Raw genomic sequence first — 21,471 nt, 5'->3', positions numbered from 1 at the left:
GGTAATACAGCGAAAAAATTAACGAAAAAAGCGACTCAGTAACACTACGAGCAAAGGCATGTCAATACGTGCATCCGCGAAGTAATTGCGCAGGAATTTCAACGCCAATTTCATATGTTTTTTTACTGTTTCGGGCGACAGGTTGAGCAGGTGGGCAATCTCTTCCTGTTTCAGGCGTTCTATTTTACTTAATTTAAACACCTTTTGCTGCTGTGGTGGTAATTTTTGGATGGCCTCTTCAAGTATCGATTTATAGTGATCAATAGGGTCTTCAACAGGTTCTGCCGACTGATAAGGTTCAAGGCTTTCTTGCCAAACACAGTTTCTGAGTTTTTCGCTTGCTATTTTCCTTAAAGCATTCAGCATTTTATTCTTGGTAAGGACAAACATAAAGCTCTTGAATGACGCAATTCCCGTTAAAGATTCCCGACGTAGCCACACCTCTATAAAAGCCTCTTGCACTATTTCCTCGGCCAATATTTGAGAAGAAGTAAGCTGGTAGACAAAAGCACCCAACGAATCGTAATAAGCATAAAAGAGCCGTTCGAATGCTTTTTCATCGCCATTCGATACTCTGCTCAATAGATCGGCTTCCTTTTCAAGAGAAATCAATGCCACTTGTATTAGGTTTATACTTGGCTAAAGTAGAAATAAAAAACGATTTAGCAATGGCTTTTTTGGAGAATTCACGTTCGGACGCTCGTTCTCTCTTTTGTTATCGCTTTTCTACTATTGCATTGACCCTCTCGCATCGCTCCTAATTATTCGCCTGCTTCATCATTTTAGGTTTATAACTTCTCAAAGGCGTACTTATGGAAACTTTTGTTTTTATATCATCCACATTGCTTTTTTTCTTACGTCGTCTTCCCCACCAGATTAAAAAACCTGTGATGGGTAAACTGGTGCTTACCAGTCCACCAATAAAGGTAGCTAATTTTCCTACCTGCCCCATCCATGTTCCCATATGTAAACTCCAATACCAATTTTCGACCACCTCATGCATTTTTGCCTCTTTTGGTGCCGCTACAGGTTTTCCAGAGTAACGATCAACAAAGAAAACATGCGCGTCATCTGCGCTTTTAAGTCCTATAGTTCGTGCCAATCGCAACCCCAACGTTCCAGCCGAATCAATTTTAAAAGTTTCTAATTGGGCTTCTTTTTTATCTGGATGAGCAGCAAAGAGCTCTGAAATGGTACGGTTGATATCTGAAGGCCGTTTAGATGCGTCAAATGCAGGTAATTGCGCTTCCCAATCGTGCGAGGCACTTCCTCCAAACGCTTCTATCGTAAATTTAGCAAATGGCTTAAATGCGATGATCATCCCCGTTACTGTGAGAATCAGACAAATAGAAAGCGCATAAAATCCGATCACATTATGTAAATCATAATTTAATCGCTTAAACTTCGCTTTCCATTTCACTTTAAAACTAGCATCACGTGTAGACTTTGTCCATTTGGCTGGCCACCACAGTACCAATCCAGTTATCAGCTCTATCAGGAAAATGATCGTAGCAATATCTACAACCCAGGCACCTGTTTTCCCCAATAGCAGTGAGTTATGCAGGTGGGCCGTAATATAAAAGAAATAGATTGTGCCATCATCTTTAAGCACTTTTCCGGTATATGGATCAACATAGACCATCCTTAGTCCGAGTTCTTTGCTAAACATATTGAAGCGGACGCTTCTTTTGGGATCCTTATAGCTTACCATATATCCTGGATTCCGACGATCGGGAAATTCCTGCCGCAAATTAGCCACGAGCTGCTCGACAGACAAACGTTCTTTCTTAATTTCTTGCACATAACGCGCATTTCCTGCCGACCATTCCATAATTTCATCGCAATACACAATCACTGTTCCCGTTATGCATACAAAAATTAGAATAACAGCGGACACTAAGCTTGGCCACAAGTGTATCCAAGCGATGATTTTGCTAATCAAGCTTTTACCCGCTTTCTTTGGAGGTGCATCCATTGATTTTCTTTTCGATTCCATATATGTTTGTTGGTTTAGCAGTGTAGAACCCTGATATGTTTAAAATTTATACGAAATATTAGCTACTAATTCGGTTGGCTTTTGTGGTTGTCCATAGAAATTCCAATAAGTTTGATTCGTTAAATTATTCACTTTCAATCCTACCCGATATTTCGGTTGATCAAAGAACACTGTTGCCCCTACAATGCTATAAGCTGGAACAGAGAAGGTGTTAGAAACTTCCATATAGGTCTTTCCGGCGTGGTTAAAACCGGCTCCGAATCCAAGTCCTTTTACCCTTCCCTGCAACAATTTATAACTTGCCCAGAAGTTTGCCACATGAACTGGGGTCCAGGGGGCACGCTTTCCTTCAGAGCTTGCATTCGCTAGCTCATATTCATTATCATTGTAAGCATAACCGACAACAATATTTAAGCCTTCCACAGGGTTGGCAATCAACTCCATTTCGAAGCCTTTACTTTTTTGATTACCATCTTGAACGGAAGTTATATTGTCGATTGCACGAACCATGTCTTTCACTTCAATATTGTAATAACTAATGGTACTGCTTAACTTATTATCAAGCAGATCTAATTTTACTCCCCCTTCAATTTGATTTGCCTGCTCTGGCTTCCAATTAACGACATCACCGTTAGTATCAAAACCAGGGGCTATATTTCTGAAGCCATTTACGTAATTACCAAATAGAGCAACTTTATCTTTTAGCACCTGATACACTAATCCAAATTTTGGCGACAACTGCACTTGGTCGTAAGCATTATCCTGATTAACACCTGATACCAGTGTTCGCTGATTCTCATAGCGATCAACTCGTAAACTTGCCATAGCCAATATATTATCGGTGATATTAACTACATCCGAAGCGTAAGCACTTATTGTATAATATTTATCTCTTTGGTTAACGGTACTTGCTCTTTGCAAATCATTTACCTGATTCCTTGATATAGCATTCCAAGGAGTATCATCATCTAGTCTTACGGCATCATAAGGAGCAAAAACACTAGTTCTTCCTCCCGCCGCGGGGAAATTAGCGAACTGATAATTCAAGGTATGAGCAAAATAATCCAATCCAATTACCATTCTGTTTCGCAAACCACCTATTTTGAAATCACCAATAAAGTTCTGTTGCAGATTATCCGTTATAACGCGGTATTGATCAAAAGGACGAATGCCTCTTGAAATACTATCATTATTTAGATACGTTAATACTAAAAAGATCGAATTGGACTCGCCCGATTCTCCATGCTGAAAAGAAGTCTTGGAAATCCACTGGTTCGATATTTTATGCTCTATTTCAGCCATTGCGTAAACCGAGGTACGCGTTGTTCCGATGTCATCACTTGTAAATGACCGTCTATGTGTCAAATTCAGATCTTTTAATGATGATACCGTTAATACATTGGAGTTTCTGACGTAAGCATTCAGCGTCTTCGTTGGCGAATAAACCTCCGCATCAAAGCGGACCGAAGTCCGTTCGCTCGTTTTAAATAACATGCTCGCAGCAAAGGAAGTGCTTCTTAAAAATCCCGCGTCCTGACTGCTTTGGGTATGTCCAGAAGCATTTACCCGCATCAGGGCAGTTCGATCCTTATTTAAAGGTGTATTCACATCCGCAGTAAAACGATTCAATCCCCAGCTACCTGTAGTATACGATACTTCACCCCTAAAACTTTCAAAAGGCTTTTTTGTAATCGTATTTACAACGCCACCATAGGTTGACATAGCGCCACCAAACAGGGTACCCGCCGGTCCTTTCAATATTTCAATACGTTCTACGTTGGCGATTTCCGACTGTGTTCGCGGATCAATAGCCAAGCCATTCCGGAAGGTAGCCTGCCCTCGGAATCCACGCAACGTCACATCATTACCGCTATCATTCACACCGTTGTTTACAATAACCCCAGGCACACTGGCAACGGCCGTATTATAGTCGATCGCAATCTGCTCCTGCATAATTTCTTTTGTGACCACGCTGTATGAGGATGGATTTTCGAGATCAGCTAAAGGCATCCTCGCGATTGCATTGCTCTCCTTTTTGGCAAATTTGTTTTTTTGGATATCTGAAACAATAACCTCTCTAAGCTCATTAGAGGCTGCATTCACCATAATTACACCTACATCCTTTGATATATCTGTCTTTATGTCAACTGGTATTCTGACAGTCGTAAATCCAGCATAGGTCACGATAAGCATATACTGACCACTAGGTGCCTCAAAAGAAAAAACACCCTCATTATTGGACATTATTCCATAGCGTGTATCTGCAAGTAAAACAGAAGCATAGGCCAATGCTTGGCCATCGGAAGTTTTTATAATGCCACTGATTTTCCCCACTTTTTGTTGTCCACCGGCAGTTATTGCTACAAAAAGAAGTAATATTGCTAGAAGCCCCCCATAACCAAGCCCGATAAATGAATTACCATTATTTTTGATTTTTGTATACATTTGCATTAAGTGTAATTAGATTGATTATAAATAATGCAAAGATAAAACAGAGTAGGTCAATCAAAATAACATATTAGGGATTAATTTAAACGTTATACGGAGTATTTTAATAAAATCTGCATGCATGTACAAGCACATATCACACCAGACATTTCAAGAAATATTCCAAGCAGAAAAAGGTTACAATTTATCTGATACACATATCAGTGATGAGATGATGCAGTTTAATCATCCCTATTTAAAGGCAGCGCATAGGATTATCACCTTGGAGGGGATTTGTATAATTTACAGAAACTGGGAAATGCCATTTCCCATTTCAATGTTTACCAAACACGAACAACCCTTTTTAAAAATGCAGTTTGAAATAGAAGGGCATTCCGATTTTGTTCGCAAAACTGCTATAGCAAGCAGGGATGTTGAAATACTCCATGGTAAACATACACTGTTATTCTTGCCAGAAGTAGATGGTACTTTATATTATCCCAGCTCCCGTAAGGTTTTAGATATTGTATTTTCCACCGTGTATTTCCAGAAACTATTCGCGCACGATTTGAGTTGCCTGGGTAATTTAGGCAAAGCGATACAGGAAAATCAACCAGCCCTGATAGGCAATCAAAGTAGGATAATTACGAATCCAATGAGCAAAGTTATTCAAGAAATACTGAATTGCCCCTATCATGGAATCTTTAAAAAAACCTATATAGAGGCAAAAATAATAGAATTGTTAAATTTACAGATCGATCAATTTTTTAATGATCGGCAAACATACCCTCTATCAACTATTAAACTTCATAAAGAAGATGTAGAGAAACTCCGCCAAATAAAAGATCTTATAACTGCCAACCCTGGAGCCAACTATTCACTTATGCAATTGGCAGAAATTGCAGGCGTTAATGATTTTAAATTAAAAAAGGGATTTAAACAGCTTTTTGGCAATACCGTATTTGGCTATATCAATGACGTGAGGATGCAGCAATCACACGCCTTGCTACAAAAAGGGGAGCATAGTATCGCTAGTATTTCTTATTTAATGGGATTTAAATATCCCCATCATTTCGCAAAAGCATTTAAGAAAAAATTCGGTTATACACCCAAAAATGTGAGGACATGATGATTCACCTGAATCAACTTCATATAGATGTATAAAGGATTAAGGTTGATTAAAAACCTTAGCCCTTACGTCTTTTCATTTTCTTTCTTTCTAAATGCAACTATTCTCTTGATCAGGTCTAATGGCAATGCTTCCTTATTAGGAAACTGAATGGCCGACTTGCTTACTTTATATTTTTTCAATTCCTTGTCAAAAGTTTTAAGCAGCGCTTCACTGAACGGGTAGGAAAGTGAAATATGGTTAGTATATGCCGAATAATAAATGAAGTACCCTTTATACTTGAAACAAGGTATTTGATAACTTATGACTTCTTCGGCTTCGGGTACAATGCTATGAATAACATTACGGATGGATTGCATTCTGTCTTGCTGTTCGCTAGGGAAAGTACTATGATACTGTTCTATTGTTTTATAATCTGTCTTTGCCATTGTAATATCCCTTGAGATAAAAAATTAGAAAAAATTGGTTTTGGTAAAGATATATGTGGTCCGTCTGTTTCGCAAATTTATTTCATTTTTGGATTTCTTGCTTACCGTCCATTCCTAAAAGCTATTAGACCCATACTCCATAATTAAACCGCACCAATACCTGATGATCAACTTATAAATTTTCACCCATTTGAAAATCGAAATCTAAACTAGTATCATTTGTCGTAACGATCACTACCTTAAAATTACCTTTCAGCTCGCTATTAAGAGATTTTTCTGCAGACAAATTTATTGTCCTACTCCCAAATGGTTCCAAAGATTGAACAGTTCCGCTTGCGAAAAGCTGTTTTTTGTCTTGATTCAATTTATAAAGTAAAACCTTTGCTTTTTCCGAACGCACCTCTCCAAAATTTTCAATCTTTATCATTAGATGCCCCCCTTCTTTTGAAAGAAAAGGTTTACGCGTCGATAAAAGGGATTTCTCATAATTTAGCCATGGCACACGAGTATATCCATATAGTAGTTTACCCTTTTTAGATTTTCCGATCATCTTAGGTGCAAATTCCTCTTTTGTAATGCCATGTCCTACCGCATCAAATGTCACCACTAGATCCTTTCCTTCACGAGCAGCGCTCAGCACCTTACAGCCTCTACCAAAATTAACCTGATCAGATGCTCCAAACCGTAAACTTTGCACATCCACCTCTTCTACCGGATCAAAGCCTGGCTCCGCCTGTATCTTTAACTGTATCGTCTTCGTTTTACTCGTAGGCATTTGTTTATCGAGTAAGGTAATCAATAGACCCGGATTTAACGGAATGGTTATATTCTTTGAACTATGATTGTCATTTGCTTTATCCTCACTTTTTTGCACATCAATAACCGCAAAATTTGCTTGAATAGCCCGACCATATTGGTCTTGGAAAACCTTCATACGCTCAAATTTAAACCAGGCTTCTTTTGTGCCATCCTCGTGTAATGCAATATGAGGGGTGTAAGCCTCTCCCGGATCGGTTACCCAATGTACACCATCTTTTGAACGCAGATAGAAAGCAATCCTTCCTAACCAGTCATTTACTACCAAATGATACTGTATATGATCACGCCAAACCACGGGGTCTTCAAACCGGCCCTCTACAGCAGGGTAAACACGCTTATCTGTTACCTGATAATAAGGGGACAGACCGTCGGCACTGAACCATACACCTCCACCCCTACAAACCATCAGGTAAGAGCCATCCCCTCTTTTAGCAAAGGTTAAGTTCGACAAACCTTCGATAATTTTTCGGTCCCGCTGATCAAAATGGAAGGTATCCTGCTTCCAGGGGCCATTCAATGAAGAAGACGTATACCGCTTGTCGATCACATAAAGCACATATGTTCCATTCTTAGTCTGATAGACCTCTGCGTTATGTCCGGAACCGATGGTGTCTTTGATACCGTATGGGCCATTCAATTGTTTACTAGTGGCATGATAAACAATCGAATTAGGCCATTCATTATGACCTTTGGCGGCATTTTCATCCCAGCCGCAAATATATTGATGGTACAATTTATCTGTAGCATCATAGATGATACTGCCACACCAATACGAATGCAGACTATCTTCAATGCCATTGTCAACGTAACGCTTTTGCACACCTTCGGCACCCCATATTCCCTGCTGCGTGTGGCCATTTACCATGGGTAAAAAGCGATCTATGAACCGTCCACCAAAGGTAATACTATCCCAAGCTGCTGGCCGCGGTCGTTCAACCACTTGACCATAAACCATATTGATTACCATGAGCGATGTACATAAAAAGTTAAATAAGTGTTTCATAAAAATGCCTGATCTAAAAAATTAAATAACACCGAAAGTTCTAGAGAACTTTCGGTGTTATGAATCAATAATCTGAATTTTGTTCCAATATTCCCTGGCTTTTATCAATTTCCGTTTGTGGAAGCGGCCATTGGTAAAAACGTTCTTCAAATACGTACGTAAGTATGCCGTCTTTCACATTGTTTAGCACCTCTGGAGCGATTCGCCATCGCTTCAGGTCAAAATAGCGAAAGCCTTCGAATGCCAACTCCACACGCCGCTCTTGGCGGATAGCCTCGCGCATACCTTCCTTACTGAGCCCAGCAGCTATCGGTTGTAATTTCGCTCGCTCGCGTAATGCATTCACCGCAGTACGAACCGCATCGCTAGGACCGGATAGTTCATTCTCAGCCTCCGCAAATAAGAGCAATACCTCTGCATACCTCAGCATTACCCAATCTTGCTGGCTTTGCGTAGAGTAGCCATAAGGTATTAAACCAGGTGTAAGAAATTTTTTCAATCCATACCCCGTAGGCAAATTATTAGAAGGGCGATGAATAACTCCGTCGAAATTAACCTCCTTGTCAAAAATTGTTAAATCCCGACGAATATCGCCAGCTTCAAACGCGTTGAAGATATTAGGCAAGGGACTAACAACAGCCCAATCACCATACCATTGGTCCATCGGCGTAGCATTATCTGGCGCTAGAAATTTAATGGAGAAAATAATTTCTGGGTTCCCTTCCTGTGTAGCATCCCTAAATATGCTTTCAAAAGCAGGAGCCAATGTATAGCCTGCTGCCATAATTTCTTTTGCCAAGGTACTGGCCTGCGTCAACATCTCCTGATTAGGCACGCCGTTTTCATCATAAGCAGCATACATCAATACGCGCAACTTTAAAGCTTGTGCAGAAGTCTTCACAGCGTGGCCTCCTCCCCCAGCATACAGGTCAGATCCGAGACTGGAAATGGCCGCATCCAGGTCCGCCAGCGTTTGGGTCAGCACTTCCGCTGCGGAGGCTTTCGGCTGAACTTGGTTTTCCAAAGTTAGCGGCTCAGTAATAATCGGCACCGCTCCATAACAGGCATAGAGCATATAATAGTAGTAAGCTCTAATAAAGCGCACCTCCCCCGCGTAGCGTGCCCTATTGGATTCATCAAGTTCGCCACCTTCATAAGCGCTTAATTTCTCTAGGAAGATATTGGCTCTTGCTATCCCGCTGTAGCAAGCATTATAAATATCGATAATATATCCTCCAGAAGAAGGAAAAATCTCACCACGCACTATTCCCTGACTTCCATTGTAGTTATGCTGCCCATATCCGTTGTCAGTTAGTACGTCCCAGTTCGGACTACCATAAGAAAAGATACTATTCTGCAATTGGCCATAGATAGCCGTTAGTGCCATATCAAAATCAGCCTTCGATTTCCAATATTGATCGGCTGTCAAACGATCCAACGGATCTTTGTCGAGAAAATCTTTACTACAACCACCCATAGTTAACAGAAAAATCGTGGTGCAAACTAGAAATATATACTTTTTCATCATTTTCTTCTTAAAATTGTACATTAAGACCAAAAGAATAAATTTTATTTTGCGGATAACCTACAAAAACACCGTTACCGCCACGCTCTGGGTCAAGACCTGGATAATTTGTTATTGTTAGGAGGTTATCGCCTGAAACAAATAAACGAAGCTTTCTAAGACCGATCCGTTCCACCAGCTCGCTTGGAAAAGTATAGCCCACGGTTAGGTTTTTTAAGCGGAGGTAGGAAGCATCCTGCAAGTAGTAGCTAGATGTTCGTCGCACCTTGGCAGGTGCGTCAAAGCCCCAATAGATCCTTGGCATAGTAGTCGAAGGATTTTCGGGCGTCCAACGATCTCGCCAATCCGTAGTTGGTGGTGATCCTTGGATAAAAGGTACTGTTCCCCAATCGGCTACATAGATCTTTCTTCCTTCTACCCCCTGAAACATAAAGGAAATATCAAAATTTTTCCAACTGGCATTTCCGTTAAAGGCATACTCAAAAGATGGATATTGGCCACCCAAATAAGTACGGTCATCATCATCAACGATGCCATCACCATTCTGATCTTTAAAAATAAGGTCACCAGGCTGCGTATCATCATTATACTGCCTTGGTGCAGCCTGTATCTCCTCTTCTGTTTGGAAGATGCCAGTCCACTCTAACATATAGAATGTGTCCCAAGGGCGTCCCTCTTCTTTGATCGTATTACTACCAATTTCCCGTTGGCCGAATTTAACCAGCTTATTCCGAAAACGGTCAATATTTCCGCCAAAGCTGTATGACAAACCTTCCAACACACCCGACGCCACTCGATGGCTATAACGTAGTGCTAGCTCAATCCCCTCATTTTGCATGGTACCATTGTTAATGTTTGGAGCTGTCAGGCCAACGATCCCTGTTACTTGCGATGCCCGCAAGATATCCGTGGTGGTTTTTCTATACCAATCGAGGGTAATATCCAAGCCATTGAACACTGCTAAATCAAACCCTACATCGGTAATCTTTGTCGTTTCCCAAATAAGTAATTGGTTTGCCAATGCTGTTTGCGCTGCACCAGTAGTCAGGTTCGTATTATCAAAAGGGTAATTCCCGGTATAATTTAAAATTTCCTGAAAAGGATAAGGATAAGTTTCCTGATACGAATACTGATAAGGCGAGCTAGCACGGACGTCAATATTAATGTTCTGGTTACCCAGCTCACCATACGAGCCGCGAATTTTGAAGTTATTGAGCCATTTAAGATCTGCATTCTTCACAAAAGACTCTTCCGATACACGCCAAGCCCCAGAAATCGAAGGAAAAGCACCCCAGCGATGGTCATTATGCAGTCGGGACGTTCCATCGTAACGCATATTCATTTCCAAAAGATAGCGTTCTTTATAGTTGTAGGTTAAGCGACCAAAGAAAGAACGCAGCGCCCATTCATAAGTAGACCCACTTGAATTTTGTACGGCAAGCCCACCAGCATCTAATTCCTGTAAATCATTACTAAAAAAATCCCTGCGATAACCATATAGGTATTCGTGTTTGTTCGATTCTTGGCTATAACCAACCTGCGCCGACACATTGTGGCCAGCCCCCAGTTCGTCCTCAAATTTAAGGTAAGTGAAAAGATTTGTGTATCTATTTTCGCTGTTGTTTACCGCCAGCCCCTTCCCCCCCACATCCAGGTCGGTAGCAAAATTACCTGTCTGATAATTGTAAAGTGGCACCACAGGGCGCCAATCTTTCGATTTGTCAAAATCAGCGACAATAGCCGCCTTAGAATACCAATTAAGTTTTTTATTTAACTGCACATCCAACCAGCCTTGTAGGTTCACCGAGTAATCCCTGTTTTTCCAAAGCACATCGTTCTCCACAATAGCCACCATATTCTTATTGTTAGATTCAAAATCAAAGGCCTTAAATGCATACCGGCCATCAGGCAGTTTAGGCAAATAAGTAGGCGCCTGTGACATGGTTGATATAAAGGCGTCCTGCGCACCCTGGCGAGGTCGGGAAACATCTCCCTGCTTCACGCTAATATTCGCTCCCACCTTAATATGGTCATTAATAGAAGAGCCAATATTAAAGCGAGCATTGTATCTTTTATATTCAAAACCCTTCATTACCCCTGGCTGATCGATATAACCTATGGACATATTGTAATGTGTACCGCCAGCACCGCCACTTATACCCAGATTATGCGTTTGTACAAAGGCCGGGTTAAACATTATGTCCAACCAATCCGCATTCGGGTATTGTACTCTATCTGTTGCATTTCGATATAAATCGATGGTTTCCTGTGAATACAGGCCTGCGGTATTTCCGTTATTTCTTTTCGCCTCGTTCCACAATTCCATATATTCGGCCGAGTTAGTAATCAGATCAAACAATCGCGTTGGATTATGCACAGCGCCATTAAAGGTATAATCAACCACAAACCCTCCGGATGTACCAGCCTTGGTGGTCACCAAAATCACCCCATTAGCAGCCCGCGATCCATAAATTGAAGCTGATGCCGCATCTTTCAATACCGATACATTTTCAATATCATTCGGATTCACATCATTCAAGCTTCCTTCTACACCGTCAATTAATACCAACGGATTAGAGCCTGCTCCACTGAATGTACCTTGGCCACGAATTCTAACCGACAGTCCTTCATTTCCGGGTTCACCCGAATTTTGTACAACACGTAAACCCGGTACCTGCCCCTGCAACATAGAGGCTGCATTCGTTACGGGTCTCTTTACCAGATCCTCTCCATTTACTGTTGCAACAGCACCCGTTAAATTGGCTTTTTTCTGTGTGCCATACCCCACCACCACCACTTCGTCCAGATTGGCTGGATCCTCCACCATCATGACTTCAATAAAAGTGCGGTTACCGAGCGCCACCTCTTGTTCTTTATAGCCAACGTAACGAAACACGAGCGTTGCATTTGCGGGTACTGAAAGCGAGAAAACTCCTTCTTCGTTTGTGGAAGTGCCTTTACCCACCGCATTTTTCAGTAGTACGGATACACCGCTCAATAATAAACCATCCTTATCACGCACTACGCCTTTCATCGTTACCTGCTTGTGTCCGCGCACCCGCTTCAGTATGATGTTATTGCCCGCAAGCTCGTAGGTAATATGCAAAGGATCTAACAGTTCATTTAATAAAGCGTCCAGTGGCTTTTCATCAGCAACGATCGATACGGGTTGATTTACATCAACCAATGCTGGGCTATAAATAAAATGAATATCAAACGACTGCTCTATATGTTTCAACAGCGTCTGTAGTGAGGCCTCTTTTCTTGGAAACGAGACCCGTTCTTTCAATATTCCTTGCGCATGGGTATTTGCAGCCCAAGTACTCCCCAGCAGGAATATCGCCATAATTAATTGTAATGTGCCTGTCCTCATGACAACAATGAATGTTGATTTTTTTTCCATACATTTGGTTGTTAGGTTTTAATAAAAATTTAACAAATAGCCCCCTAACCGTTTTAACAAACGGTTTTTTGATAGCAAAGGGCACAATTTCCCGCTAAGGATGTTCCAGCAGCTTTAGCGGGCTTATTATAATGTGTGTTTTTAAGTTTGGTTCATACTATTCATATTGGTTTCTATTGTTGGTTAATCTCTAAGGTAAAAATAACAACACCATCATCCAGTTGATAACGAGCTTCTACCGCTTTCGCAATTAAATTCAATTTCTCTTGCAAAGAAACATTCCCCAGAAAGGCTGTAATTGGTCGTTTTGCTAATTCTTGTTTCTTTATCTGCACATCTAAGCCATAATACTCATGTAAGGTTGCTGCCACTTTGCTCATCGGCACATTTTGAAAATCAAAAGCCTTTTCCAAATCTTCTGTTATATGCAAGGCCTGTTCGGAAAAAGTGACCGTCATTGGCCGATCGACATTAAGGTGCGTCTCCTGTCCAGCATGTAGCACTAGTCCTTCACGCTGGCGATGTCCGGTGGAGCTTTTATTCCTTTTCGTCTCCACCCGAACCGAACCACTTGCGACCAAAACCCGATGCGCAGCAGTATTAGGACTAGCATTTACGAAAAAGCTCGTACCCAGCACCTTGGTTATAAGCTGATCTGTGTTGACAATAAAAGGTACTTGTTTATTTTTGCTGATATCAAAAAAGGCTTCTCCAACTAAATGAACTTCACGCTTTAATGCGAAAGAATCCGTTCGATAAGACATATATGCTTTCGGTTGCAAGATAACAGTCGATTGATCCGGTAATTCAACTAGCAGTACCATATCAGATACATTCTTGACTTGCTTTATATGAGCATCATCCACTGAAATAACTTCCAGTTTTGTAGGTCTATATAGCGGCATCTTAACGAGCAGCAGTCCCGATACAATCAGTACCAAGGCTGCCACCATCCATTTAGAACGGCTACGGATAGTCAACGGTTTCGATGATGTTCCACTCCCTTTTACTTCCTGAATAAGTGCTTTTGCAACAATTGCTTCCTTCAAATTGGTGGTAGCACCCTTCATGGGCTTTACGCGAATATGCACTACTAGTTGGCGTGCCTCATCGGCATAGGGTTTAACCGCAGGAAAAAGGATAAATACCTCTTGCCAATACAAATTGGTTTCCCAGTTCGGTGCGCGTACCCAATCTATGAATTCATCATCACTTAAAAAATCTACTGTTTTGTAGTATTTATACTTTTGCATTGGTCAGCTTTGCGTGTGTATCTATAATTGTATAGACACGACTACTCAAAATCTACTCATGTGAACTGATTTTTTTTTTAAAAATTCATAACGGCCGACGTCAGATAGACTAACCAACACAAATGAGCAATAAGCGCTTCATAATCTACTTTTTCCTTTAAAGCAGCAAGCGCATTACGCAATAAGTTATAAACCGACTGATTGTTTAAATTCATCATCTCAGCTATTTTCTGTTGCTTAATACCTTCATAAAAGCGTAAATATAGAATTTCGCGTTGTCGGGGAGACAACTGATCGATATAAGCTTTCATCTGTCGTTGGATAGCCGGAGGAGCATCCTGATGCTCTTCAAGCTCTATGATAAAATCAGAAAAATTAAATTCGTTTTCATACGGCTGCCCCTTCATCTGCCATTTGGGAAGATCACGTGCAATCTTATTTCTAACAGCTTTCATTAGATAGAACTTTAGCGAAGCCGGTTGTTGCAGATAAGCCCTTCGGCGCCACATAAAAAGGAACACCTCCTGCACACAATCCTTCACCAACTCCTCATCTTGGCATAAACGCATACCATAAACATAGAGCACATCCGTATAATGCATCACTAAAGCCGTGAAAGCATCTTGCTGTCCGTTAATCAGTCCATCCCACATAGACTGATCATCCCATTCCAATTGCTGCCTCATAATCGGTTTATCTGTTCGCGTTTTTGTTAGTTTTATATCGAGGATGTTACAAAACTACCTATTGGAACAGAAAAAAAAATACGAAATATATCCTATTATATCAGCAATTTTAGCATTTTCTACTTCACCCCACAAATTTAGCATGCTCACCAGAATGGCAAAGCCATACAAATATTCCACTATATAATCATGTTTATAGCTAAAAGCCGATTATATAGTGGACATACCATGAAGTTGAAGATTAAAATCTTTTCTTCAATTCTTCTTTCAAGGTGATTCGTATTGTCTGATAAAGTGAATCGGCAGCAAGATTATTAAATTCATCTGGGTCTTGATCATGGTCGTAAAGTTCGGCCCCTGCCTTTCCCTCATTCCATTCCGTATAACGCCAACGTTCAGTTCGTACACTTCTTCCCACTACTCCATTAGGCCTTTTTACCTGTGTATAAGCGGCCTTGTTCCAATTAGCGGCAGGGTTTTCCAGTAGTGATACCAAGCTCTTCCCATCTAAGTCTGTAGGAGCAGGCAAATTAGCCAGTTCAGCCAAAGTTGGATAAATATCCAGTAGTTCCACGGTTCTGTTTGATTTTTTCCCTCCACCCAGCTTCGGTACCCGAAAAATCAATGGCACCCGCGCCGACGTTTCAAACAAGCTTTGCTTCATCCACTGACCATGCTGTCCCACGTTATACCCATGATCACTCCAAAAAACGACAATGGTATTCTCCGCTAAGCCCAACTTATCCAACGCATCTAAGACCCTTCCCAGTTGTGCATCCATAAACGAGATGGATGCATAGTAAGCCCGTAGCGCTTCTTTTTGCTGCCCTTCATCTAAACCCCAATGTGCAGGTTTCGTAAAGAGTGCATCTTGTGGAATATCATCCAGATCATTCGGAAGCTGCTTGGGAAGTGGCACGGTCTCCTGCGGGTACAAATCAAAATATTTCTTTGGAGCTATATAAGGGGTATGCGGTCTAAAGAAACCTACCGCAAGAAAGAACGGTTGTTTTTCATTTTTACGCTGTTCTAAAAGTTTAATCGCTTCCGTGGCAATCAAACCATCTGTTTGTTCTTCATCCGTGCCAGCTGCATTTAGATATGCCAGGGCAGAGCCCAAGTGCCTATCCGGTGTTAAATTCTTTACCAAGGATTCTTCCGTTTTATCTCTCCCCTTAGGGTTAATGCGCATCTGCCAGGAAATAGAGTCATCCAAACCATTCGTCCCGATCTGTGAAGGCACGCCATAGTGATAAATCTTACCTACCCGAGCAGTAAAATAACCATGCTGTTTAAAGAGTTGTGGCAGGGTAACTACTTCGGGCAGTATCTCCCTAAAATGCGTTTGCAAATCATAGATCCGCGTAACGTCGGGTTTATGTCCAGTCATCAAAGAACTTCTACTGGGGCTACATAAAGGATACTGATTATAAGCCTTATTAAATTGCACCCCACTTTTGGCCAAGCGATCAAAATGAGGCGTTTTCACATAATTTTGCCCATATGTACCTTCATGATTATTTAAGTCATCCGCAGCAATAAACAGAATGTTTGGCCTTGCGGCTTCTTGTGCCAAACTCAGAAAGGGCAAAAACAAGATTAAGATCCTCGTTGCAGCATATAGCTTGGATTTGTTTAAATTCTCCACGTTATTTTATTTACATATTAAGTCTATATCGTTAATTTTATTTAGCCCAATAAATATATAGAATTACCTCATTAGAATCCTTTGCCTTCTACTAAAGAACTTCTCTCCTTCTTCGCCTTTGCTCCCAGCCTTCTTCTACCGCTATCTGACGCACATCTGAGGTTCGGCTGAGGTTTATCTGAGAAAAAGACAGACAGCGGTCAGATAATAGTCAGGAAGCATACAGATTATGCTGGTATTTGGTTAGGAGTTAGTAGCTTGTTTGTCTCCATTACTAAGCTTTAAACTAAGGCAATGTATCCCCTACCTATAGGAACGGCCGAAGCTATAACGAATCGTAGCACCAAAAGTACGCGGATCACCAATAACAGCTGCATAATGGCCAGCATTACCAGCCGCAGGCAGCAACTGTTCAAAATAATCTTTATCTAATAAGTTCCGGCTCCACACAAAGAAGGAAACACCTTGACTTGCCTGAAACCCGAGTCGAGCATTCAGCAAGACATATCCATCGACATTTAAGTATTGCGATGGCGAAGGGCTCGATGAAAAAGATGAACGGAAGTAAGAATCAAGTGCAAGAAAATAATTCCCTCCCAGTGTAAGGAACTTGCTCGGAAGGTCAATTTGGCCTCCCAAAGAACCTGCCCATTTAGAAATACCGGGTAGCTTACCACCTGAAATATCTTTGAATGCCGACTCAGCGCCTGTTTCCTCAAGTGGAACAGGTGCATTTTTGAAGGAAATATATTTGCCATCTGTATAAGAAAGTGCACCATACAATGAAAGAATATGACCAAGGAATAAATTTCCATCTAATTCGGCGCCCCGTACTCTTACTTTTTCAGCATTAGCTAAATATCCCCGATTAACACCCACCTCGGCAGTTTGCACCTGGGTCTGAAAATCTTTAATGTCAGTATTATAGACTGCGAAATTCAGCGTAGAATTTTCAGAAGGAGTTGTTTTTATACCTATTTCATAGTGTTTCACATATTCAGGCTTAATTTCTGCAAGGTCTAGCATTGGCTCACCGTTACTAGTTGGCAAGCCACCGAGATTTAGTCCAATTGGTTTGTAATTTGTAGAGAAGGTACCATAGGCATTAACGCGCTCACTGGCTTTGTACGCTACAGTTATTTGCCCTGATAAATTGGTATTATCTGTATTTACGTTAAATGCCTGATCTGTATAAACGGCTCTCTTAATTGCCAAAAGATCAGGATCTTCGGTCTGAAGCCCTCCGTATGTTTGACGGTTAAAGTCGACCTTCTTATCATCATAATTAAATCGTAACCCCGGTAACACATGTAAACGGTCTGTGATCGACCAATCCAATTGACCGAATACTGCACCGCTAAATGAGGTAAGTTTAGAATAAGTGCGGATGCCATAACCCTCCAATAAGCCGGGCGTAGACCAAAGTGGACTGGTGGAATTTTGCGAAAAGCGCCATTGTGCTGCACCAGATTCTTCTACATGATAGGGGTCAGTCTTTAATCGTTGTCCAATAGCGTAAATACCGAAAACCCCACTTAAACGAGAAGAAAAGTCACCTGCATAACGGACTTCCTGCGACCATTGTTGGTGTTTGGACGTAGCCTGTGAAAGTGACAGAACAGGAAGCCCCGTAAAATCACGGTCGTTAGAGGGATCCCAATTCCAATAACGCCAAGCGGTAGTAGAGGTAAGTGTACCCGATCCTAGCTTAACATCAGCATTCAAGGAAACCCCTCCAAGATCGTTGCCGGACTTCCACGGTGTATCATGATCAATTTTTCTATCAAAGGGATTGCGACTTGGCAAATCGTAACCGAGGTCTGCAATGATCTGCTCGAATTGCCTATATGCCGCCCGTTGCGTAGGAGCCACACCGGCAAATACCTGCGCATAACCGTCAGGTCGCTGTCGGGAAGCATCGCCTGCTAAAATGATACTCACATTATCAGAAGGTACATACAGCAATTGCCCGCGAACACCCAAGTTATTCAGGTCATTCACATGTTTTTCAGTAGCAACATTATAAAGGAGGCCATCTCGCTGTGTACCGGAAAAGGAAACACGAGCGGCCAATTTTTTTCCAAGCGGCCCGGTGATAGAGCTCTTTGCCTGAATGTATCCATAATTTCCATAACTTGCTTCAAAATTAACCTCCGGAGTGAAACTAGGTTTACGTGTTGTAATATTAAAGGCGCCTGCTGTTGTATTTTTACCGAACAATGTTCCTTGGGGCCCTCTCAATACTTCGATACGTTCTACATCAATAAAGTCGAGTGTCGTGGCCGCCGGACGAGCAAAATAAACGCCATCAACATAAAAACCGACACCAGGATCAATCCCATCATTGGTTAGGCCGAAAGTAGAGCCAAGGCCTCGAATATTCAGCGTTGTATTACGTGGGTTGGAAGAATAGAGCTGTACCGATGGAACTAGTTCCTTGAGACGATTAACGTTAAAAGCACCGGCATTTTCTACACGTGCCCCTCCCACCACCGAGATCGATATGGGAACATTCTGCACACGCTCTGTACGTCTTCTGGCAGTTACCGCAACTTCTGAAAGTTGAAAGTCATCCGTAAATAATACCACATCAACCGGTGAAGTACGACCTGAGGGTACCTGAACCTCCCTCGTTCTATATCCTACCGAACTAACTGAAAGTGTATAAGGCGGCGGATTTTGGATCTGCAAAGTGAATGCACCGTCCACATCGCTCACAGCCTTAATAGTTGTGCCTTTAACGACAATCGTAGCACCGAGAATGGCCACATCGTTACCGTCTTTTACAGTTCCCGTGATTGTTTGCTGGGCAAATACAAGTTGTGAGATGAAGGCTGACAAAAAAATAAAAAGTAATTTCTTTTGAAACATAATAAACTCTATAGATTAAGTAGACAAATATATACATTCTTTTCCTAATCCATAAAATTTTTAAAAATGATGAGTGATGTACAGTACGCAACAAACAACATCATCAAAATTGATGATTATGCCAATTTCATAAAAAAGCTTTTGATACTTTCCGCTAATAACGTTGGTTGTTCTAAAGCAGCAAAATGACCTCCTCGGGGCATTTCAACCCATTCTTTAATATTATATCCTTTACCAACCAGCGCATGTGGGGGTGTTGGCAATTCTTTGGGAAATTTGGCAAAACAAAGTGGAGGACTTATAAACTCGCCCTTTTTTAAATGAAATGGTTCCTTACTATTTTCATTATAAATACAGAAAGAAGTATAAATTGATTGCGAAACCCAATATAAGGTAATATTTGCCAGCAGTTCATCCTTAGAAAAAACATGCTCAATATCACTATCATTATCGCTCCAGGACATAAATTTCTCCAAAATCCATGCACACAAACCCAGTGGCGAATCATTTAACCCATACGCTGGCGTTGCGGGCTTCGTGCTTTGCAAAAAGCTGTAAGCACCTTCCCTACTATACCATTCGGCTGCATCTTTCCTATAAATAACTATTTCTTCCAACTCGCTCTTTTCGAGATCTATATAAGGTTTATAAGAGCCCGGAATATAATTCAGATGTATTCCAATTACATGCTCAGGATATAGCAAACCTATATACGATGATACCCCAGCACCGATATCTCCCCCTTGTACGGCAAATCGATGATAACCCAACTCATTCATCAATTTCTTCCATAAGCTCGCTACCGTACGGGAAGAACATCCATGTGGAGTTGATAAAGAAGAAAAACCGAAACCCGGCAAAGATGGAATAACGAGGTCAAAAGAAAAAACCTCATCTTCCGTAAGCATTGGAATAAGGTGCAGCATTTCCAAAAATGACCCGGGCCAGCCGTGTGTAATAATTAATGGAATTGAACGCTTTGCTTTTGATTTTATATGGATGAAATGGATCTGAAAACCGTCTATATCTGCCATATAGTTCGGAAAGCTGTTGATCTTATCTTCTACGTTCCGCCAACTAAAAGTATTTTTCCAATAATCTACCAATTCCTTTAAATAGGATATATTGGTACCATATTGCCAATCCATGGTCTTATCGTCAGCAATCCAACGACTATTTTCCAATCTTCTTTGCAAGTCAATGAGAACCTCATCAGCTATTTTCACTTCAAATTCTTTGATCACAAGGGGAAACTTCTTATAAATTGTTAAACACAAAAATTATCAATACATATCAAATATGAGAAAATTACGGAAATAATCCATTGCCTCACCGTCTGTGATCAATCCGCTATCAGACATGCAAACCATCAATAGATTTCATTATGGTTTAATTGCAAATTTCTTTGACCCGGCAACACAGAAGATAATGCCAATAGTTACGCCTAACATGCCAATGCTTACACTTTCATGAAGCAAAGTGGCGGCAAGAGCCAATCCAAAAAAGGGCTGCAACAGTTGAAGCTGACCCACCGCGGCAATACCACCTTGTGCTAATCCACGATACCAGAATACAAAACCAATAAGCATGCTGAATAAAGACACATAAGTGAGACCAATCCAAGCGTCTGTACTTATCCCTACGAATGACGAAGGCTGTAGGAAAAATGTCAAAGGAAGCATAAAAGGTAACGACAGCACCAGCGCCCAAGAGATAACTTGCCAGCCGCCCAATGTTTTTGATAATGTTGCCCCCTCTGCATAGCCAAGTCCACACAAAATAACCGCCAACAACATCAGGATATCACCCATAGGCGATGCTGAGAGATCTTGGACTACCGCAAAACCAATGACTAACAGGCTTCCCATCACTGAAAAGAACCAGAATGCCGGTTGTGGACGTTCGCCACCACGCAGAACACCGAATACGGCCGTGCTAAGCGGCAATACACCAACAAAGACGATGGAATGTGCAGAAGTAATGTATTGTAATGCCAGTGCACTCAATAATGGAAATCCAAGCACTACACCTATTGCTACAATTGTCAGCGGAAAGAGTTGAGCTTTTGTAGGACGCTTTTCCTTAAAAACATGCAACATACATAGAGCAAGCAAACCAGCAATCGTTGCGCGGGCAACCGTTAAAAATAGCGGATCAAAATCTAAGATCGCCACTCTTGTTGCGGGTAGTGAGCCACTGAATATGACTACACCAATAAAGCCGTTCACCCAACCATTTGAAGCATCTCCCCTTGATTTGTTAGTATCTGTATCTACCATAATA

At 41.3% G+C, this 21,471-nt stretch carries 14 protein-coding genes; 1 reads left to right on the top strand and 13 read right to left on the bottom strand.

Annotation, left to right across the window (positions count from 1 at the left end):
• Window positions 1-18 precede the first annotated feature (18 nt).
• The 3 genes from BMY50_RS01515 to BMY50_RS01505 form a co-directional block, all read right to left on the bottom strand.
• Entirely contained in the window at window positions 19-618 is a 600-nt protein-coding gene (locus BMY50_RS01515) for an RNA polymerase sigma-70 factor (RefSeq protein ID WP_162276507.1), read from the bottom strand.
• 139 nt (window positions 619-757) lie between these two features.
• On the bottom strand, window positions 758-1,996 hold the full coding sequence (locus BMY50_RS01510; RefSeq protein ID WP_202907721.1) for a PepSY-associated TM helix domain-containing protein: 1,239 nt from the start codon (window positions 1,994-1,996) through the stop codon (window positions 758-760).
• Between the two features lie 39 nt (window positions 1,997-2,035).
• Complete coding sequence (locus BMY50_RS01505; RefSeq protein WP_162276506.1) at window positions 2,036-4,441, bottom strand: TonB-dependent receptor; 2,406 nt, start codon at window positions 4,439-4,441, stop codon at window positions 2,036-2,038.
• A gap of 124 nt (window positions 4,442-4,565) precedes the next feature.
• Here BMY50_RS01505 and BMY50_RS01500 point away from each other — a divergent pair, with 124 nt between their 5' ends.
• On the top strand, window positions 4,566-5,552 hold the full coding sequence (locus BMY50_RS01500; RefSeq protein WP_093317282.1) for a helix-turn-helix transcriptional regulator: 987 nt from the start codon (window positions 4,566-4,568) through the stop codon (window positions 5,550-5,552).
• A gap of 65 nt (window positions 5,553-5,617) precedes the next feature.
• Here the strand turns inward: BMY50_RS01500 and BMY50_RS01495 are convergent, their stop codons facing one another.
• The 10 genes from BMY50_RS01495 to BMY50_RS01450 form a co-directional block, all read right to left on the bottom strand.
• Window positions 5,618-5,980, bottom strand: a complete 363-nt coding sequence (locus BMY50_RS01495) for an iron chaperone (protein ID WP_093317278.1) — start codon at window positions 5,978-5,980, stop codon at window positions 5,618-5,620.
• Between the two features lie 172 nt (window positions 5,981-6,152).
• Window positions 6,153-7,802: a glycoside hydrolase family protein gene (locus BMY50_RS01490; RefSeq protein WP_202907720.1), complete on the bottom strand. Its 1,650-nt coding sequence runs from the start codon at window positions 7,800-7,802 to the stop codon at window positions 6,153-6,155.
• A gap of 64 nt (window positions 7,803-7,866) precedes the next feature.
• On the bottom strand, window positions 7,867-9,330 hold the full coding sequence (locus BMY50_RS01485) for a RagB/SusD family nutrient uptake outer membrane protein (RefSeq protein WP_238383642.1): 1,464 nt from the start codon (window positions 9,328-9,330) through the stop codon (window positions 7,867-7,869).
• Window positions 9,331-9,337: 7 nt separating this feature from the next.
• Entirely contained in the window at window positions 9,338-12,730 is a 3,393-nt protein-coding gene (locus BMY50_RS01480) for a TonB-dependent receptor (protein WP_093317270.1), read from the bottom strand.
• 173 nt (window positions 12,731-12,903) lie between these two features.
• Window positions 12,904-13,983: a FecR family protein gene (locus BMY50_RS01475; protein ID WP_093317265.1), complete on the bottom strand. Its 1,080-nt coding sequence runs from the start codon at window positions 13,981-13,983 to the stop codon at window positions 12,904-12,906.
• 77 nt (window positions 13,984-14,060) lie between these two features.
• Window positions 14,061-14,669: an RNA polymerase sigma factor gene (locus BMY50_RS01470; protein ID WP_093317262.1), complete on the bottom strand. Its 609-nt coding sequence runs from the start codon at window positions 14,667-14,669 to the stop codon at window positions 14,061-14,063.
• Between the two features lie 241 nt (window positions 14,670-14,910).
• Complete coding sequence (locus BMY50_RS01465; protein WP_093317258.1) at window positions 14,911-16,317, bottom strand: sulfatase; 1,407 nt, start codon at window positions 16,315-16,317, stop codon at window positions 14,911-14,913.
• A gap of 303 nt (window positions 16,318-16,620) precedes the next feature.
• The gene (locus BMY50_RS01460) at window positions 16,621-19,188 is read right to left on the bottom strand and encodes a TonB-dependent receptor (protein ID WP_093317253.1); all 2,568 of its coding nucleotides are present in this window, start codon (window positions 19,186-19,188) and stop codon (window positions 16,621-16,623) included.
• A 116-nt stretch (window positions 19,189-19,304) separates the two neighbouring features.
• Window positions 19,305-20,432, bottom strand: coding sequence for an epoxide hydrolase family protein (locus tag BMY50_RS01455; protein WP_238383641.1), 1,128 nt, complete (start codon window positions 20,430-20,432; stop codon window positions 19,305-19,307).
• A gap of 138 nt (window positions 20,433-20,570) precedes the next feature.
• A complete protein-coding gene (locus BMY50_RS01450) occupies window positions 20,571-21,467 on the bottom strand; it encodes a DMT family transporter (protein WP_093317250.1) in 897 nt (298 codons plus the stop codon).
• Window positions 21,468-21,471: the final 4 nt, after the last annotated feature.

The sequence above is a fragment of the Olivibacter domesticus genome (genome assembly GCF_900109575.1).
Lineage (GTDB): Bacteria > Bacteroidota > Bacteroidia > Sphingobacteriales > Sphingobacteriaceae > Olivibacter > Olivibacter domesticus.
The sequence above is the reverse complement of the archived record's forward strand: the minus strand, read 5'-3'. Positions and strand labels throughout refer to the sequence as shown.

Excerpts from the sequence above, each read along its gene's own strand:
- BMY50_RS01475 (WP_093317265.1), bottom strand. The coding sequence starts at position 13,983 with ATGCAAAAGTATAAATACTACAAAACAGTAGATTTTTTAAGTGATGAT.
- BMY50_RS01505 (WP_162276506.1), bottom strand. The coding sequence starts at position 4,441 with ATGTATACAAAAATCAAAAATAATGGTAATTCATTTATCGGGCTTGGT.
- BMY50_RS01460 (WP_093317253.1), bottom strand. The coding sequence starts at position 19,188 with ATGTTTCAAAAGAAATTACTTTTTATTTTTTTGTCAGCCTTCATCTCA.
- BMY50_RS01485 (WP_238383642.1), bottom strand. The coding sequence starts at position 9,330 with ATGATGAAAAAGTATATATTTCTAGTTTGCACCACGATTTTTCTGTTA.
- BMY50_RS01450 (WP_093317250.1), bottom strand. The coding sequence starts at position 21,467 with ATGGTAGATACAGATACTAACAAATCAAGGGGAGATGCTTCAAATGGT.
- BMY50_RS01510 (WP_202907721.1), bottom strand. The coding sequence starts at position 1,996 with ATGGAATCGAAAAGAAAATCAATGGATGCACCTCCAAAGAAAGCGGGT.
- BMY50_RS01490 (WP_202907720.1), bottom strand. The coding sequence starts at position 7,802 with ATGAAACACTTATTTAACTTTTTATGTACATCGCTCATGGTAATCAAT.
- BMY50_RS01500 (WP_093317282.1), top strand. The coding sequence starts at position 4,566 with ATGTACAAGCACATATCACACCAGACATTTCAAGAAATATTCCAAGCA.
- BMY50_RS01470 (WP_093317262.1), bottom strand. The coding sequence starts at position 14,669 with ATGAGGCAGCAATTGGAATGGGATGATCAGTCTATGTGGGATGGACTG.
- BMY50_RS01480 (WP_093317270.1), bottom strand. The coding sequence starts at position 12,730 with ATGGAAAAAAAATCAACATTCATTGTTGTCATGAGGACAGGCACATTA.
- BMY50_RS01495 (WP_093317278.1), bottom strand. The coding sequence starts at position 5,980 with ATGGCAAAGACAGATTATAAAACAATAGAACAGTATCATAGTACTTTC.